Annotated in this window: 18 protein-coding genes; all 18 read left to right on the plus strand. The window is 40.0% G+C overall.

All coding sequences use genetic code 11. The annotated features are described in order from the left end of the window. Positions 1–143: 143 nt before the first annotated feature. The 18 genes from rpmH to atpG all read left to right on the plus strand — a co-directional run bounded on the left by rpmH (position 144) and on the right by atpG (position 16460). Positions 144–278: a 50S ribosomal protein L34 gene (rpmH, locus tag H5154_RS12725; RefSeq protein ID WP_004335215.1), complete on the plus strand. Its 135-nt coding sequence runs from the start codon at positions 144–146 to the stop codon at positions 276–278. A gap of 7 nt (positions 279–285) precedes the next feature. Then, a complete protein-coding gene (gene rnpA / locus H5154_RS12730) occupies positions 286–711 on the plus strand; it encodes a ribonuclease P protein component (protein ID WP_145241711.1) in 426 nt (141 codons plus the stop codon). Positions 712–837: 126 nt separating this feature from the next. Then, positions 838–1113, plus strand: coding sequence for a membrane protein insertion efficiency factor YidD (yidD, locus tag H5154_RS12735; RefSeq protein ID WP_182718513.1), 276 nt, complete (start codon positions 838–840; stop codon positions 1111–1113). Between the two features lie 8 nt (positions 1114–1121). Next, positions 1122–2756 (plus strand): membrane protein insertase YidC, encoded by a 1635-nt coding sequence (gene yidC / locus H5154_RS12740; RefSeq protein ID WP_182718514.1) that lies wholly within the window; start codon positions 1122–1124, stop codon positions 2754–2756. Between the two features lie 126 nt (positions 2757–2882). Further along, complete coding sequence (gene mnmE / locus H5154_RS12745; RefSeq protein ID WP_145241707.1) at positions 2883–4247, plus strand: tRNA uridine-5-carboxymethylaminomethyl(34) synthesis GTPase MnmE; 1365 nt, start codon at positions 2883–2885, stop codon at positions 4245–4247. A 416-nt stretch (positions 4248–4663) separates the two neighbouring features. Continuing rightward, entirely contained in the window at positions 4664–5452 is a 789-nt protein-coding gene (locus H5154_RS12750; RefSeq protein WP_182718515.1) for an isocitrate lyase/phosphoenolpyruvate mutase family protein, read from the plus strand. A 637-nt stretch (positions 5453–6089) separates the two neighbouring features. Beyond that, a complete protein-coding gene (gene mioC / locus H5154_RS12755; protein ID WP_182718516.1) occupies positions 6090–6539 on the plus strand; it encodes an FMN-binding protein MioC in 450 nt (149 codons plus the stop codon). A gap of 428 nt (positions 6540–6967) precedes the next feature. After that, positions 6968–8857 (plus strand): tRNA uridine-5-carboxymethylaminomethyl(34) synthesis enzyme MnmG, encoded by a 1890-nt coding sequence (mnmG, locus tag H5154_RS12760; protein ID WP_145241701.1) that lies wholly within the window; start codon positions 6968–6970, stop codon positions 8855–8857. A 15-nt stretch (positions 8858–8872) separates the two neighbouring features. After that, positions 8873–9493, plus strand: coding sequence for a 16S rRNA (guanine(527)-N(7))-methyltransferase RsmG (rsmG, locus tag H5154_RS12765; protein ID WP_182718517.1), 621 nt, complete (start codon positions 8873–8875; stop codon positions 9491–9493). 14 nt (positions 9494–9507) lie between these two features. Next, positions 9508–10293, plus strand: a complete 786-nt coding sequence (locus H5154_RS12770; RefSeq protein ID WP_145241697.1) for a ParA family protein — start codon at positions 9508–9510, stop codon at positions 10291–10293. A 17-nt stretch (positions 10294–10310) separates the two neighbouring features. Beyond that, positions 10311–11228 (plus strand): ParB/RepB/Spo0J family partition protein, encoded by a 918-nt coding sequence (locus H5154_RS12775; RefSeq protein WP_145241695.1) that lies wholly within the window; start codon positions 10311–10313, stop codon positions 11226–11228. Between the two features lie 142 nt (positions 11229–11370). Beyond that, a complete protein-coding gene (locus tag H5154_RS12780; protein ID WP_182718518.1) occupies positions 11371–11751 on the plus strand; it encodes an ATP synthase subunit I in 381 nt (126 codons plus the stop codon). 15 nt (positions 11752–11766) lie between these two features. Next, positions 11767–12609 carry a F0F1 ATP synthase subunit A gene (gene atpB / locus H5154_RS12785; RefSeq protein ID WP_145241691.1) on the plus strand — a complete coding sequence of 281 codons (843 nt, stop codon included), beginning with the start codon at positions 11767–11769 and terminating at the stop codon, positions 12607–12609. Between the two features lie 68 nt (positions 12610–12677). Continuing rightward, entirely contained in the window at positions 12678–12911 is a 234-nt protein-coding gene (gene atpE / locus H5154_RS12790; RefSeq protein ID WP_009838908.1) for a F0F1 ATP synthase subunit C, read from the plus strand. Positions 12912–12963: 52 nt separating this feature from the next. After that, positions 12964–13434, plus strand: a complete 471-nt coding sequence (atpF, locus tag H5154_RS12795) for a F0F1 ATP synthase subunit B (protein ID WP_145241689.1) — start codon at positions 12964–12966, stop codon at positions 13432–13434. Between the two features lie 15 nt (positions 13435–13449). Continuing rightward, positions 13450–13983: a F0F1 ATP synthase subunit delta gene (gene atpH, locus H5154_RS12800; protein ID WP_145241687.1), complete on the plus strand. Its 534-nt coding sequence runs from the start codon at positions 13450–13452 to the stop codon at positions 13981–13983. Between the two features lie 14 nt (positions 13984–13997). Continuing rightward, complete coding sequence (gene atpA / locus H5154_RS12805; protein WP_145241685.1) at positions 13998–15539, plus strand: F0F1 ATP synthase subunit alpha; 1542 nt, start codon at positions 13998–14000, stop codon at positions 15537–15539. A 60-nt stretch (positions 15540–15599) separates the two neighbouring features. Continuing rightward, positions 15600–16460 (plus strand): F0F1 ATP synthase subunit gamma, encoded by an 861-nt coding sequence (gene atpG, locus H5154_RS12810; protein ID WP_145241683.1) that lies wholly within the window; start codon positions 15600–15602, stop codon positions 16458–16460. Positions 16461–16479: the final 19 nt, after the last annotated feature.

Below are 16479 nucleotides of genomic sequence, written 5' to 3' on the forward strand. Positions count from 1 at the left end.
ATTATCACCCCTCTATTATAAATGCGATTATGGTTGACTTTAAGGCACTTCATCGATAATATCTCGCGCTCGCAATGGCACCTGTGCCAGGATCGCGACCTGCATAGGATGTTTTAACCTTTAACCGATCGGATGGAATTGTTATGAAAAGAACTTTTCAACCTAGCGTTTTAAAACGCAAACGTGCACACGGTTTCCGTGCTCGCATGGCAACTGTAAATGGCCGTAAAGTATTAGCTCGTCGCCGCGCTAAAGGCCGCAAAGTTCTTTCTGCTTAATATATAAGTGGAAGACTTTAACTTTGGCAGGGAGTTACGTCTGTTAACTCCCTCGCATTACTCTCGCATCTTTAATGAACCCGCTCGGGCCGCAACTCCTTTCTTTACCTTATTAGCAAAACCCAATGACCAAGCAAAACCTCGCTTAGGACTCACTGTCGCTAAAAAACGGGTTAAAAAAGCTTGCCAACGAAACCGTATTAAACGTCTTGCTCGCGAAAGTTTTCGTTTAAACCAACACACTATTGATAATGTCGATATTGTGCTGATGGTTAAAAGTGGTATTGATGAACAGTCAAATGAAGAGCTAACTAAACAACTCACTAAATTATGGCGTAAGATTAACGAACGCTGTAAACCTGGTGCACCAAAACCACCGCCGTTTAAAAAACGCCCCAACAAATCGGCTAAATCCAATAAACAGAGCCAATAGCAATAGAATTACATGGTTAATTAAGGTATCTTTAGCTCACCTTTTAATCATGCATTTAAAATTCCATTTTGGGCGTTTAAATTCATGGTATCCATTCACTAAATATTACGCAGAGGCTTGAACATCATGAGGTTACTAAAACCACTTGTTGCTTTTCCTAAGTGCTGTTTAGTGTTATTAATTCGTGGTTATCAAAAGTGGATTAGTCCGCTGTTAGGTCCGCATTGTCGCTTTAATCCAACCTGCTCTAGTTATGCTATTCAAGCAATTAATTTGCATGGATCTGTAAAAGGGAGTTGGTTAGCGGTTAAACGCATATTAAAATGTCATCCTTTACATTCAGGTGGGGATGATCCCGTACCTGAAAAATTAACCCATATTAACCACCAACACGAGAAATAAGAGCTGTTATGGAATCGCAACGCACGTTTTTATTCATCGGCCTGATGCTTGTATCGTTTTTATTGTTCCAAGAGTGGAATAAAGACTACAACGCACCAAAAGTCGATCCTAGTGCCAACACACAAACACTACAAACTAATTCCCCTGACTCTGATGATTATGTTCCATCATCAACCGATGGTGAATTACCTACTGCAGCAACAACCGCGAAACGTTCAGTTATTGAAATTACGACTGACGTATTCAAAGTTAAAATTGACACCCGTGGTGGTGATATTGTTGAAGCTGACTTACTGCAATACGAAGAAACAAAAGGCAGCGAAACGCCTTATATGTTACTTGGTGAGTTTGATGGTAAACAATATTTCTCTCAAAGTGGTTTAATAGGCTTAAATGGCCCAGATGCATCTGCAGAAGGTCGCCCGGTTTATCACTCTGAGCAAAAAACATTTGCTTTAACAGGTGACGAACTTCGCGTACCACTTACATTTACTGATAGCAAAGGTGTTAGTTTTACTAAAACGTATGTATTCAAAAAAGGTCAATACGATGTTGCTTTAGAATACTCAGTAAATAACACCACCGCAGAGCCAATTCAAGTACAGCTGTATACGCAAGTAAAACGCACAGTACAAGATAAAGGCAGCTTAGTTGACCAAAACTACTTAGGTGCTGCCTATGGTTCTGCTGAGGAAAAGTACGAGAAATATAGCTTTTCTGATATGGCCGACAAAAACCTTAGCATTAATACGCAAGGTGGTTATATTGCTTTTATTCAGCACTACTTTGTAAGTGCGTGGGTTCCTTCGCAAGAACAGCAAAATACCCTTTACAGCTTAATTGCTAAAGGCAACGCAGCAATTATTGGTGCTAAAGGTGAGCCGATAAATGTACAAGCGAACCAACAAGCAACTCTTGGTGCAACTTACTATATGGGCCCTAAAGAGTCGGATATACTTGAAGCTATTCATCCGAACTTAGATTTAACTGTCGATTACGGTTGGTTATGGTTTATCTCACAGCCGTTATTTATACTATTAAAATGGCTACATAGCATACTAGGTAACTGGGGTGTGGCAATTATCGCCATTACTGTGATTGTTAAATCAGCAATGTACCCACTTACCAAAGCGCAATATACGTCAATGGCGAAGATGCGTGCCCTACAGCCTAAAATGGCTGCATTAAAAGAAAAGTTTGGTGATGACCGTCAAAAATTCGGCCAAGCAACCATGGAAATGTACCGCAAAGAGAAAGTAAACCCTATGGGTGGCTGTTTCCCTATTTTGCTGCAAATGCCAATTTTCTTAGCGCTATTTTATGTATTCTTAGAATCAACAGAACTGCGTCATGCTGAATTTATTTTTTGGTTAACTGACTTATCTGCGAAAGACCCATACTACGTACTACCAATCTTATTTGGTGCCAGTATGTTTATTACGCAAAAACTACAACCAATGACGGTAACTGATCCGATGCAACAAAAGATGATGACCTTTATGCCGGTTATCTTCTCAGTGTTCTTCCTTTGGTTCCCATCTGGTCTAGTACTTTACTGGTTAGTATCAAACCTTATCTCTATCGCACAGATGCTGATCATCTATCGCGGTATGGAAAAGAAAGGAATAAAAGTCAGGGGCTAATTTGCTCAGTTACTTAAATTAAGGCGACCATTGGTCGCCTTTTTTATTGCCCGCTATTCGCCAGTCATAACTGCATAGGTTACAATACGCTCATACCATTACTCTTTAAGTTGGCAAATTATTAGCATGATCAATCAAGACACAATTGCAGCACAAGCAACCGCACCTGGTCGTGGTGGCGTTGGTATTATTCGCGTTTCTGGCAGTTTAGTAAAAACCGTCGCCGAACAGATTATTGGTCGTTGCCCTAAGGTGCGTTACGCCGATTACGTGCCATTTAACAGTCTTGCTGGCGAGCAACTTGATCAAGGTATTGCTATTTATTTTGCCGGGCCAAACTCTTTCACTGGCGAAGATGTACTTGAACTACAAGGCCATGGCGGTCCTGTAGTACTGGATATGCTACTTAAAGAAATTAGCCAAATTGAAGGTGTACGATTAGCAAAGCCAGGCGAGTTTTCTGAGCGCGCCTTTATGAACGACAAAATGGACTTAACCCAAGCAGAAGCAATTGCTGACTTAATTAATGCCACTTCAGAACAAGCAGCCAAAAGCGCCTTACAATCACTCCAGGGCGAGTTCTCTAAGCACATTGATACCTTAGTTGAAAAAGTCATTCACTTGCGTATGTACGTTGAAGCGGCCATTGATTTTCCCGATGAGGAAATAGACTTTTTATCTGACGGTAAAGTCTCTGGTGATCTAAATGCCATTATCACCCAGCTAAGCAATGTGACCAACCAAGCAAAACAAGGCAGCATCATGCGTGAAGGTATGCGCGTAGTAATTGCTGGGCGCCCTAACGCAGGCAAATCTAGTTTACTAAATGCACTTGCAGGGCGTGAAGCTGCTATTGTTACTGAAATTGCCGGCACCACCCGTGACGTACTACGAGAACACATTCACATTGATGGCATGCCGCTACATATTATAGATACTGCAGGCCTGCGTGAAAGCCCAGATCGCGTTGAGCAAATAGGCATTGAACGCGCATGGGATGAAATAAAACAAGCCGATCGCGTGTTGTTTATGCTTGATGGCACTGATACCAAAGACACTGACCCGCATGCTATTTGGCCAGAGTTTATGGCCAAACTACCTGCCGGTATGGGCGTAACCGTGATCAGAAATAAAGCCGATTTATCGGGTGACGAAGTAGGTATGAGCGAAAACCAGCAATATCCAGTGATCAGCTTAAGTGCTAAAAATGCTGATGGTATAGAGTTAGTTCGTACTCACTTAAAAGCATGTATAGGTTTTCAGGGAGCTACCGAAGGCGGCTTTATGGCCCGTCGTCGTCACTTAGATGCACTCGATAGCGCAGCTCATCATTTACAAACTGGCAAAGACCAATTAGAGATGCATATTGCCGGTGAGATCCTAGCTGAAGAACTACGTTTAACACAAAACTACTTAAACGAGATCACCGGTGAATTTACCTCTGACGATCTACTTGGCAAAATTTTCAGCTCGTTTTGTATCGGTAAATAATTAAAAACTAAGGGTGCTTATATAAGCACTCTTAGTCCCCTTCAAAAACCAGTATATTATTATACCAATCGACTTAAATATTTAACCATTCTAGCGAGCTACATAAAGCGCTAACTGCGTTATAATTTTTTCAAGTAGAACAACTACATGTCAAAATTTACGCCTTGTTATTACTATATTTATCTGTCGCTATAAATGGTCAGTAACTTTACACGATTGGTATTAGCTGTATTCAATAAAAAATACAAGTCGTTATTTAATAACCAGACTTGACCAACCGCTCCAAATTATCCGTCGCTATCACTGCCTTTTAGGTTTTTACAACGAGCTTAAAATTTACGTTCAGTGCCGAATTTGGCCAGCGTAGTCACCGTAATCTTTTTATAGTCATAATGAAATTCACTTTTGAGATCATTATGAATAAATACCAAACCTTTCATCAATTACATAAACAAGAGCAATTATTTTTATTACCAAATGCGTGGGATCCATTAAGCGCTCGCATATTAGCTGATACTGGTTTTGCTGCTATCGCCACAACAAGTTGGGGGATGGCACAATCTCGAGGTCAAGAAGATGGCGAACAATGCTCATTTGAGGAGTTTATAAGTCAGCTAAAACCAATAATCGATGCTGTTAATATTGCTGTTTCTGTGGATATTGAATCAGGTTACAGTAATGACGTAAACACTATTTGTCAGCATGTTTTGGCCGTAGCCAAATTAGGTGCTGTCGGTATTAATATTGAGGATTCAGATAAAAAAACAGCTCAGTTACGCTCCCTAGAACACCAAGTAGAAATCCTTAAAGCGATTAAAAATACACTTAAAAAGTATGGTTTTTCACAGCTATTTATCAATGCTAGAACTGATTGCTACAGCCAAAATATGGCTTCTCTTGAACATGTAATAACTCGATCTTTGGCTTATCAAGACGCTGGCGTTGATGGTATTTTTATCCCTGGATTATCCGATTTAACAGCAATAAAGCAAATAACAACGACACTTAAGGTGCCACTTAACGTGATGGCACAGCCATTAAAAAGTGATTTCCTTTGCGATAATAGTAGTAATAGCAGCCCATTATTTGCACATGGCGTGCAAAGATATACGCTTGGCAATGCACTATTTGATGCCACAAAAGCCTATATTTTTACCGCTAGCAGTACTTTTAATAGCACAAAGAGTAGCGATCATTTATTCTAATCGGAGTTTTAAAAGCTATTTATACAAAATTAAAATCATAATTAGTGATAAAAATAGCAACTAATTTAGAAATTGATCAGCACAAGCTCAAATTGTTATCCACAATTTGGGCTTTTTTGATCATTTTTAACTGAGAGGCATATAAAAAGTACTCAATTTATTAGCTCAAACAGTATAAATCGAGCAATAAACCCACTAAATCAACTTTAATTGCCATTAATTACTTATTTAGCACCCTACTTGAAATATTTTTTGGCATTTCATAAATTAATTTATAGCCAAAACGATCGTTATCAACAGGCGATCTATCCACATTCTGATCACTCGTTTTAAAACTCTTAATGAAACGAAAATTCACCACTCATAAAACGTAAAATCAATAGCTTAGTAAAATAAAAATAAGATCTTATGTTTTTACTACCCAGCTTTCCCACTTTTTATCAACAGCTTGATCAGAAGATTACATATTGGAATACTTTATTTTATTTATATATATCAAATAATTACGAATTTAAAATAAAAAACATCAAAAATCGTACTTTAAATACTTATACAAACTTCCATTCAAGGCTTTACTGCTGAGTAAACTCAGTTATCATAAGCCTATAAGTAAGCAGTTGTGTGATCAAATAGAATTATGAACTCCGTTAATATCATTATAGGCAGCCAAATGGGATCTGCTGAGTATGTAGGTGAGCAACTAGCAGAGCAGTTAGTTACTCAAGGGATCACTACAGAAGTTCATGATCAACCTAACTTTTCACAGATAAACCAAGAAAATACTATCTGGTTATTGTGTACTTCTACTTATGGTGCTGGTGATTACCCTGAGAACCTTTTATCCTTTGTTGAAGATATTAATCAAGTCAATGATTTAAAAGGATTAAAGTTTAGTGTTATTGGCTTAGGTGACACTAGTTATGATACCTATAACCTCGCTGGCCGTAATCTAGAACAACTTTTAGTAAGTAAAGGCGCGCAATGTATAGCAGAGCGCTTAGAGTTGAATATTCTTGATGAAGAACTACCAGAAGACACCGCATTAGCTTGGTTACCAAGCTGGATCGAGCAAATAAACCGTATTTAATTAAGATCACAGTTTAGATCCAAATTTAAAGTTACCCACAATTTACTGAGTATTTAGATCAGATTGTGGATAAGCTATGATCTAACTGCGTTTTAAGACTATGCTATCCATTGGATAAGATCTGATCCAATACCCCCTGTGCATAAAGAGCCTTTTTGATCAGAGCTTATAATCAGTTAGATCCGATCATATTAACACCTTTAGATCCGATCTAACTTTATGTTTTAATAAGTAAACTAAACCTTATCAACAGAAATCATGCTCAGTAGTAGTAACAGTAATAAAAGATCTCTTTAAAAGATCCTTTATATTATTAGAGATCATTTACTTAGATCTTGGCCACAGTTTAATCATTTATCTTCTGTAAATTTATAGGTAGAATACGCTCCCCCTTGAAAGTTTGCTGGTTGATTAAGTAGGATCCCGAAATGATTTTTCACGAAAATTTTGATGTTATTGTTGTTGGTGGTGGACATGCAGGTACAGAAGCTGCGTTAGCTGCTGCACGTATGGGTATGAATACCCTACTGCTGACTCACAATATGGATACCCTTGGTCAGATGTCATGTAATCCAGCAATTGGTGGTATTGGCAAAGGTCATTTGGTTAAAGAAATTGATGCACTAGGTGGTGCAATGGCCCAAGCAATTGATAAAGGCGGTATTCAATTCCGTACTTTAAATTCTTCAAAGGGACCTGCAGTAAGAGCTACTCGTGCACAAGCAGATCGCGCTTTATATAAAGCTGCTATTCAAGATATTTTACAACACCAAGATAACCTGAAGATCTTTCAGCAATCATGTGATGATCTGATTGTTGAAAATAATAAAGTAACAGGTGTTGTTACTCAAATGGGACTGCGTTTTAGCGCACCTTCTGTGGTATTAACCGTAGGCACTTTCCTTGGTGGCCAAATTCACATTGGCTTAGAAAACTTCAAAGGTGGTCGCGCTGGTGATCCACCTTCAATCGCATTAGCAAATCGTTTACGTGAATTACCATTTCGTGTTGATCGCTTAAAAACTGGAACGCCACCACGTATTGATGCCCGTACAGTTGATTTTAGTAAAATGGAACAACAACCTGGTGATGCTATAACACCGGTGTTTTCATTTATGGGTAAGCAGTTAGATCATCCACAACAAATTTCTTGCTTCATCACATACACCAATGAAAAAACTCATGATGTGATCCGCAATAATTTACATCGTTCACCTATGTACTCAGGTGTTATTGAAGGGATTGGTCCACGTTACTGTCCTTCTATTGAAGATAAAATTGTTCGTTTTGCAGATAAAGACAAACATCAAATTTTTGTTGAGCCTGAAGGCCTAACATCTTATGAGCTTTATCCAAATGGTATTTCAACTAGTTTGCCATTTGATGTGCAATTAGAGATTGTGCAATCAATCACTGGCTTTGAAAATGCACATATTTGCCGTCCAGGCTATGCTATCGAGTACGACTTTTTTGATCCACGCGATTTAAAGAAATCATTAGAGACCAAATTTATTGATGGTTTGTTCTTTGCTGGACAGATCAATGGCACTACAGGCTATGAAGAAGCCGGTGCACAAGGCTTAATTGCCGGTATGAATGCAGCATTGCAAGTGCAAGGTAAAGAGCCTTGGACACCACGCCGTGATGAAGCTTATGTCGGTGTATTAATCGACGATTTAACTACACTAGGTACCAAAGAACCGTACCGTATGTTTACTAGTCGTGCTGAATACCGTTTGTTACTACGTGAAGACAACGCTGATATTCGTTTAACAGCAAAAGGTCGTGAACTTGGTTTAGTTAACGATGAACGCTGGCAAGCATTTAATGAAAAAATGGATATCATTGCAAAAGAATCTCAACGGATCAAAGAAACTTGGATCCATAAAGATCACGCTGTAATTGATCAAGTTAATGGCTTACTTAAAACACCATTAACCCGAGAAGCAAGTTTAGAAGAATTATTACGTCGCCCTGAGATCCGTTATAACGATCTAATGGCGATCGAAGGATTAGGATCTGAGTTTGATCATGCAACAGCGTTAGAGCAAGTTGAGATCCACACTAAGTACGCAGGTTATATTGCTCGTCAGCAAGAAGAGATCAATAAGCAACTTCGTCATGAGTTAACTATTTTGCCTAAAGATTATGATTACTCGATCGTATCGGGTCTATCAAATGAAGTGGTTGCTAAATTAACTGAGGCGCGTCCTGATACAATCGGTCAAGCATCACGTATTTCAGGTATCACGCCTGCTGCTATTTCGCTATTATTAGTTTATCTGAAGAAGCAAGGCTTACTACGTAAAATTGCGTAGTCATTAAGGAATACTGTGTTACAGCAACAATTAACTACTTTGTTAGCGCAAACTGATATTGCGCTAACTGAAAAACAACAGCAACAATTGGTTCAATATGTTGAGTTACTCAACAAATGGAACAAAGCTTATAATTTAACCTCAGTGCGTTTACCTGAGGATATGATGATTAAGCATATTATGGATAGCTTAGTTGTTGCACCTCACCTACCCGGTCATCATTATATTGATGTTGGTACGGGTCCTGGCCTTCCGGGTATCGTATTAGCTATTGCATTACCTGATACACAATTTATTTTATTAGATAGTTTAGGTAAACGCGTGCGTTTTTTAATGCAGGTAAAACATGAGCTAGGTCTGAAAAATGTAACCCCAGTGCAGTCTAGAGTTGAAGATTATCAACCAAGTGTTAAATTAGATGGTGTATTGAGTCGTGCTTTTGCATCTTTACAAGATATGGTTGACTGGTGTTCGCACTTGATTGATCATTCAGGTAAGTTTATTGCCTTAAAAGGCGTATTTCCAAGTGAAGAGCTAGAATCTTTACCTGCAGGTGTTAAGTTCGAGCAAAAAATCACCTTGGAAGTACCAAAATTAGATGCGCAAAGACATTTAATTATTCTTTCTAAAGACTAGGGATCAGAGATACTGTGGCAAAAGTCATCGCAATAGCAAACCAAAAAGGTGGTGTGGGTAAAACCACCACAGCAGTTAATCTCGCGGCATCAATGGCTGCAACTAAACGTAAAGTGTTGCTTATTGATCTCGATCCGCAAGGCAATGCAACCATGGGTAGCGGCGTAGACAAATACGGCGATGTGGCAACAATTTATGATTTATTAATCGAAGATAAACCAATTGAAGAAGTTGTTACTAAAGAAACCTCTGGTGAATATCATTTAATTGCTGCCAATGGTGATGTTACCGCCGCCGAAGTTAAACTGATGGAGCTTTATGCTCGAGAAGTACGACTACGCAATGCCCTTGAAAAAATATCTGATCAATATGAATTTATTTTTATCGACTGCCCACCATCGCTGAACATGCTTACGGTGAATGCAATGGCGGCCGCGGATTCAATTTTAGTGCCTATGCAATGTGAATATTATGCGCTTGAAGGCTTAACCGCATTAATGGACACAATTACGCAATTAGCCAAGTTAGTTAATCCAAAACTACAGATTGAAGGGATTTTACGTACTATGTACGATCCGCGTAATCGTTTGGCCAATGATGTATCTGAGCAGCTTAAACAACATTTTGGCGATAAAGTATACCGCACCGTGATCCCACGTAATGTACGTTTAGCTGAAGCGCCGAGTTTTGGTGCACCCGCAATGTATTATGACCGGGCATCAAGTGGCGCTAAAGCGTATTTAGCACTTGCCGGTGAAATGTTACGCAGAAAAGAAAAAATATCCCCAATCGTCGCCTAACTTGAGGTAAAAAGAACATGTCTGCTAAAAAACGCGGTTTAGGCCGAGGACTCGATGCTTTATTAAGCTCGTCAAAACCAGCACCGAGTGCCCGCACTGAACAACCCAACGTGAGTGAGCAGGATGTAATTGTTCAGCCAACTAGTAGTGAATTGCAAAAGCTACCGATTGAGTTTTTACACTCAGGTAAATATCAGCCACGTAAAGACATGTCCGAAGAAGCGCTTGAAGAGCTAGCAAGCTCAATTCGATCGCAAGGGATTATTCAGCCAATTGTAGTTCGTCCAGTAGCAGAAAACAGTTATGAGATTATTGCTGGTGAACGTCGCTGGCGTGCTGCACAAATAGCTAAGCTAGACGTAGTACCATGTATCATTAAAGATGTGCCTGATGAAGCTGCGGTGGCCATCGCATTGATTGAAAATATTCAACGCGAAGATTTAAATGCCATGGAAGAAGCGGTTGCATTGCACCGTTTGTTAACTGAGTTTGAATTAACTCACCAACAAGTTGCAGATGCCGTAGGCAAATCACGCACGACGGTAACTAATTTATTACGACTAAATAATCTTAATGATGATGTTAAAATATTGTTGGAACATGGCGATATTGAAATGGGGCATGCGCGTTGTTTATTAGCCCTTGAGGGTGAAGCACAATCTGATGCTGCTCGACTGGCTGTAGCAAAGGCTTTAACCGTACGCGAAACTGAAAAATTAGTTCGTTCAATTATTGAACCTGCCCCTAAAAAAGAAACTTTTGAAAAAGATCCAGATGTCAAACAGTTAGAACAACAATTAGCCGAAAACTTGGGTGCTAAAGTTGAAATTAACTACAACAAAAAAGGCAAAGGAAACTTAGTTATTTCGTATACTAACTTAGAAGAGTTAGATGGAATTTTAAGCCGTATAAATGCAGAGAATTCCGAGCATTAATAAATATCATGTCCAAAAAGAGACATTCGTCGCAAATTTGCACCACAATACACCGACTCAAGTTGCAAAACTGGTAGGAATCAGTATAATTTCGCCAGTTTTCATGCCCTGACAATTAGATTGCCACTAAGGTTAACTAAACGTGACAAATAAGTTAGCGAGGCCATATCGGCTTGCCGCATTAAAATTAATATGTCTTCAGGGTGTTGTAGCATTAATTGCTGCTGTAATCATTTTTGTTGGTTGGGGAGTAGATGCCGGCCTTTCAGCTATCGCTGGAGGCACTGTAGCGGTGCTCCCTAATTTTGTATTTGTTATCTATGCATTCCGTTATATGGGTGCTAGTAAAGCAAAACAAGTGTTTGCCTCGTTTAAACGCGGCAACGGATTAAAATTTTTGCTAACAATCTTTTTGTTTGCGCTGATATTTAAACTGTATCCGGTAATCTTTTTGCCATTTTTTTGTAGTTTTATATTAGTGATGTTCGTTGGATTGTTCGCGCCAGTTTTTTTTAATCATTAACTTTTGGGATATAACATGGCTGCAGGTGAAGAGCTAACTCTAACGGGTTACATCAAGCACCACCTAACCAACGGTCAGGTGCGTCTATCCGACGACCCTAACAATTGGTGGATGGTACTTAATGTCGATACCCTAGCATGGTCTATCGGTTTAGGATTGATCTTTCTATGGATCTTCAAGCGCGCTGCGAATAAAGCAACGCTTGGTGTTCCTGGTAAATTTCAGTGCTTTATCGAGATGGTCGTAGAATTCGTTGACTCTAACGTGAAAGATACCTTTCACGGTAAAAGTAAACTAATTGCCCCTCTTGCTCTGACAATTTTTGTCTGGGTATTCTTGATGAACTTAATGGATTTAATACCTGTTGACTTCCTACCAACTGCTGCGGCATTGATTAGTGGTGAGTCTTGGGATGTTATTTCAAGCGGTCAATCGCATACTTATATGAAAGTGGTACCTACAACCGATCTTAACTTAACGTTAGCAATGGGTTTAGGTGTATTCGCACTTATCATCTTTTATTCGATTCGCGTTAAAGGCGTTATGGGTTTTGTTAAAGAACTTACATTACAACCGTTTAACGTTAAGAACCCAGTGGTTCAAGCACTATTTATTCCAGTAAACTTGTTACTAGAGCTAGTAACCTTGTTTGCTAAGCCAATCTCATTGGCACTACGTTTATTTGGTAACTTATACGCAGGTGAATTGATCTTCATTCTGATTGCAGCGATTGGCTTATTCCAATTACCACTGCACTTCGTATGGGCTGTGTTCCACATTCTCGTAATCGTATTGCAAGCATTCATCTTCATGATGCTAACAATTGTATACCTGAGCATGGCGTCAACTGATCATTAATCAGACGTCAGTTCAATAAAGATTTTTTTACTTAAACTTTAAACTTTGAAAATTAATCGGAGAAAACAATGGAAATCGTACTAGGTCTTAAATATATCGCTGTAGCGTTACTTATCGGTTTTGGTGCTTTAGGTACTGCTATCGGTTTTGGTAACTTAGGTGGTAAATTCCTTGAGTCTGCTGCTCGTCAACCTGAGCTTGCACCACAACTACAAGTTAAAATGTTCATCGTAGCGGGTCTTATCGATGCTATCGCGATGATCGGTGTAGGTATTGGTCTATACATGTTGTTCGCACTTTAATATTGAAAAAATACTTTATCCGCGATCAACTATTGACTAAGGAGGAGTGGTTGTGAGTTTAAACCTTACTCTACTCGGCGAATTAATAGCATTTATCGTTTTTGTTTGGTTCTGCATGAAGTTTGTGTGGCCACCACTTAACGGTGCTATTGAAGCTCGCCAGAAAAAAATTGAAGATGGTTTAGCGGCCTCTGATAAAGCTGAAAAAGATCTTGAACTTGCTCGTAAAAAAGCAACTGCAGAACTTAAAGAAGCTAAATCACAAGCTGCTGAAATCATCGAGCAAGCTAAGAAGCGTGCAACGCAAATCGTAGACGAAGAGACATCTCGTGGTCACGACGAGCGCGAAAACATCATTGCTCAAGGTCATTCTGAAATTGAAGCCGAGCGTAACCGTGTTAAAGAAGAACTGCGTAAGCAAGTTGCTACTTTAGCGGTTATCGGCGCACAGAAGATTCTAGAGCGCGAAATCAATGAAGCCGCGCACAGCGACATTGTTGAAAAACTTGTAGCTGAGCTTTAATAGGAGGGTCTGAGCATGTCTGAATTGACTACAATCGCTCGCCCATACGCTAAAGCGGCCTTTGAATTTGCCGTTGAAAAAGGCGTAGTTGAGAGTTGGAATGATATGTTGTTTTTTGCTTCAGAAGTGGCGAAAAATGAACAAGTCGCTCAATTCCTAACTGGAAGCGCCTCTGCTGATAAGCAATCAGAAATTGTTATTTCTGTTTGTGCAGAGCAACTCAACGAATACGGTCAAAACCTTGTAAAGGTTATGGCTGAAAATGGACGTTTGACCGCCCTACCAGCTGTTGCACAATTGTTCTCTGCTTTTAAAGCAGATTACGATAAAGAGATTGATGTTGACATCACCTCTGCAACAACCCTTGCTGCAACGCAGCAAGAAACACTGGTAGCGGCACTTGAAAAACGTTTCGCACGCAAAGTTAAGCTGAATTGTAGTGTTGACGAATCACTTGTTGGTGGCCTTATGATTAAGGCTGGAGACACAGTAATCGACGGCACTGTTCGCGGTAAATTAAACCGTTTAGCCACTACACTACAATCGTAATTGGGAAGAAGAGCATGCAACTTAATTCCACTGAAATTTCTGATCTGATCAAACAACGTATTGAGAAGTTCGAAGTTGTAAGTGAAGCTCGTAACGAAGGTACAATTGTATCTGTTACTGACGGTATCATTCGCATCCACGGTCTTGCTGACTGTATGCAAGGTGAAATGATTGAGCTTCCAGGCAACCGTTATGCTATCGCACTAAACCTTGAGCGTGACTCAATTGGTGCAGTAGTAATGGGTCCATACGCTGACCTTACAGAAGGCGTAAAAGTATACACAACTGGTCGTATCTTAGAAGTTCCTGTTGGTGCTGGTTTACTTGGTCGTGTTGTAAACACACTAGGTGCACCTATCGACGGTAAAGGCGCTTTAGATAACGACGGTTTTGAACCTGTAGAAAAAATTGCACCGGGTGTAATCGAACGTAAATCAGTAGATGAGCCAGTACAAACTGGTTATAAATCTATCGATGCGATGATCCCAGTGGGTCGTGGTCAACGTGAACTTGTGATCGGTGACCGCCAAACAGGTAAAACTGCACTAGCAATCGATGCAATTATCAATCAAAAAGACACAGGCGTTAAGTGTGTGTACGTAGCGATTGGTCAAAAAGCATCTACTATTGCTAACGTAGTACGTAAATTAGAAGAGCACGGTGCACTTGCAAATACTATCGTAGTTGTTGCATCTGCTTCTGAGTCTGCGGCACTTCAGTACTTAGCACCGTTCGCGGGCTGTACTATGGGTGAATACTTCCGTGACCGTGGTGAAAACGCATTAATCGTATATGATGATTTATCTAAGCAAGCAGTTGCTTACCGTCAAATCTCATTGCTACTTAAGCGTCCACCAGGTCGTGAAGCATACCCAGGTGACGTATTCTATCTTCACTCTCGTCTTCTTGAGCGTGCATCGCGTGTAAACGCTGAGTACGTTGAAAAGTTCACCAATGGTGAAGTGAAAGGTAAAACAGGTTCATTGACGGCATTGCCAATCATTGAAACTCAAGGCGGCGACGTTTCTGCGTTCGTACCGACTAACGTTATCTCTATCACCGATGGTCAGATCTTCTTAGAAACTGACTTATTCAACTCAGGTATCCGTCCGGCAGTAAATGCTGGTATCTCGGTATCGCGTGTTGGTGGTGCTGCACAAACTAAAATCGTTAAGAAACTAGGTGGCGGTATTCGTCTAGCCCTAGCTCAGTATCGTGAATTAGCTGCGTTCTCGCAGTTCGCGTCTGACCTTGATGATGCAACTCGTGCTCAACTTGAGCATGGTGAGCGTGTAACAGAGCTAATGAAGCAGAAACAGTACGCGCCAATGTCTGTTGCTGAAATGTCTTTGTCGTTATTTGCAGCAGAGAAAGGTTACCTTCAAGATATCGAAATCGTTAAAATCATGGATTTCGAAGCTGGGTTACTTTCTTATGCAAACAGCACATACGCAGAGCTTATGGCTCAAATCAATGAAACTGGTAACTACAATGCCGAGATCGAAGCGCAGCTTAAAGAACTTCTAGAGAAGTTTAAATCTACGCAAACTTGGTAATTTAGTTATAAATGGTGCGCTTTAGTTCGCTAAAGCACACCTTGATTCGGAGAAAGAGTCATGGCCAGCGGAAAAGAGATTAAAAGCAAGATCGGTAGTATTAAAAATACTCAAAAGATCACTAGCGCTATGGAAATGGTTGCTGCGTCTAAAATGAAAAAGGCACAGGAACGAGTGGCTTCAAGCCGTCCGTACGCTGAAAATTTACGCAAAGTGATCGGTCATGTTGCTAATGCTAACCTTGAATATCGCCATCCATATATGGAAGAGCGTGAGGTCAAGCGCGTTGGTTATATCGTCATTTCTACCGACCGTGGTTTATGTGGTGGCTTGAACTCTAATGAGTTTAAGAAAGTATCTTTAGATATCAAAGCGTGGAAAGAAAAAGGTGTTTCTGCAGATTTCGCAGTTATGGGCTCAAAAGCCGGCACTTTCTTTAACCGTTTTGGTGGAACAGTACTTGCCAAAAAATCAGGGTTAGGCGATGCGCCTTCTATTACCGACGTAATTGGTCCGGTAAAAGTAATGCTAGAAGCATTCAATGAAGGCAAATTAGACCGCTTGTATGTGGTTTACAACAAGTTTGTAAATACCATGAAGCAAGAGCCAACAATCGATCAGTTGTTGCCTTTGCCAAAAGACGAAAGCAAAGAACTTGCACACCGTTGGGATTACATTTACGAACCAGATCCAAAAGCAATTTTGGATACATTAATGGTTCGTTTTGTGGAATCTCAAGTATACCAAGGTGTAGTTGAAAATGCTGCCTCTGAACAGGCCGCCCGTATGGTTGCAATGAAAGCTGCAACTGATAACGCAGGCGACCTTATGGATGAGTTACAGCTTGTTTATAACAAGGCTCGCCAAGCGGCAATCACACAAGAAATTAGTGAGATTTGTTCTGGTTCAGCAGCAGTTTAATGCTTCGGGCAAAGATTAA

The sequence above is a fragment of the Pseudoalteromonas sp. SR44-5 genome (genome assembly GCF_014163675.1).
Classification (GTDB): Bacteria; Pseudomonadota; Gammaproteobacteria; order Enterobacterales; family Alteromonadaceae; genus Pseudoalteromonas; species Pseudoalteromonas rhizosphaerae.

Bases quoted from the DNA above. Each gene is read 5' to 3' on its own strand.
- mnmE (WP_145241707.1), top strand. From the start codon at position 2,883: ATGATCAATCAAGACACAATTGCAGCACAAGCAACCGCACCTGGTCGT.
- atpA (WP_145241685.1), top strand. From the start codon at position 13,998: ATGCAACTTAATTCCACTGAAATTTCTGATCTGATCAAACAACGTATT.
- mnmG (WP_145241701.1), top strand. From the start codon at position 6,968: ATGATTTTTCACGAAAATTTTGATGTTATTGTTGTTGGTGGTGGACAT.
- H5154_RS12750 (WP_182718515.1), top strand. From the start codon at position 4,664: ATGAATAAATACCAAACCTTTCATCAATTACATAAACAAGAGCAATTA.
- mioC (WP_182718516.1), top strand. From the start codon at position 6,090: ATGAACTCCGTTAATATCATTATAGGCAGCCAAATGGGATCTGCTGAG.
- yidC (WP_182718514.1), top strand. From the start codon at position 1,122: ATGGAATCGCAACGCACGTTTTTATTCATCGGCCTGATGCTTGTATCG.
- H5154_RS12775 (WP_145241695.1), top strand. From the start codon at position 10,311: ATGTCTGCTAAAAAACGCGGTTTAGGCCGAGGACTCGATGCTTTATTA.
- rpmH (WP_004335215.1), top strand. From the start codon at position 144: ATGAAAAGAACTTTTCAACCTAGCGTTTTAAAACGCAAACGTGCACAC.
- atpB (WP_145241691.1), top strand. From the start codon at position 11,767: ATGGCTGCAGGTGAAGAGCTAACTCTAACGGGTTACATCAAGCACCAC.
- atpH (WP_145241687.1), top strand. From the start codon at position 13,450: ATGTCTGAATTGACTACAATCGCTCGCCCATACGCTAAAGCGGCCTTT.
- yidD (WP_182718513.1), top strand. From the start codon at position 838: ATGAGGTTACTAAAACCACTTGTTGCTTTTCCTAAGTGCTGTTTAGTG.
- atpE (WP_009838908.1), top strand. From the start codon at position 12,678: ATGGAAATCGTACTAGGTCTTAAATATATCGCTGTAGCGTTACTTATC.
- atpG (WP_145241683.1), top strand. From the start codon at position 15,600: ATGGCCAGCGGAAAAGAGATTAAAAGCAAGATCGGTAGTATTAAAAAT.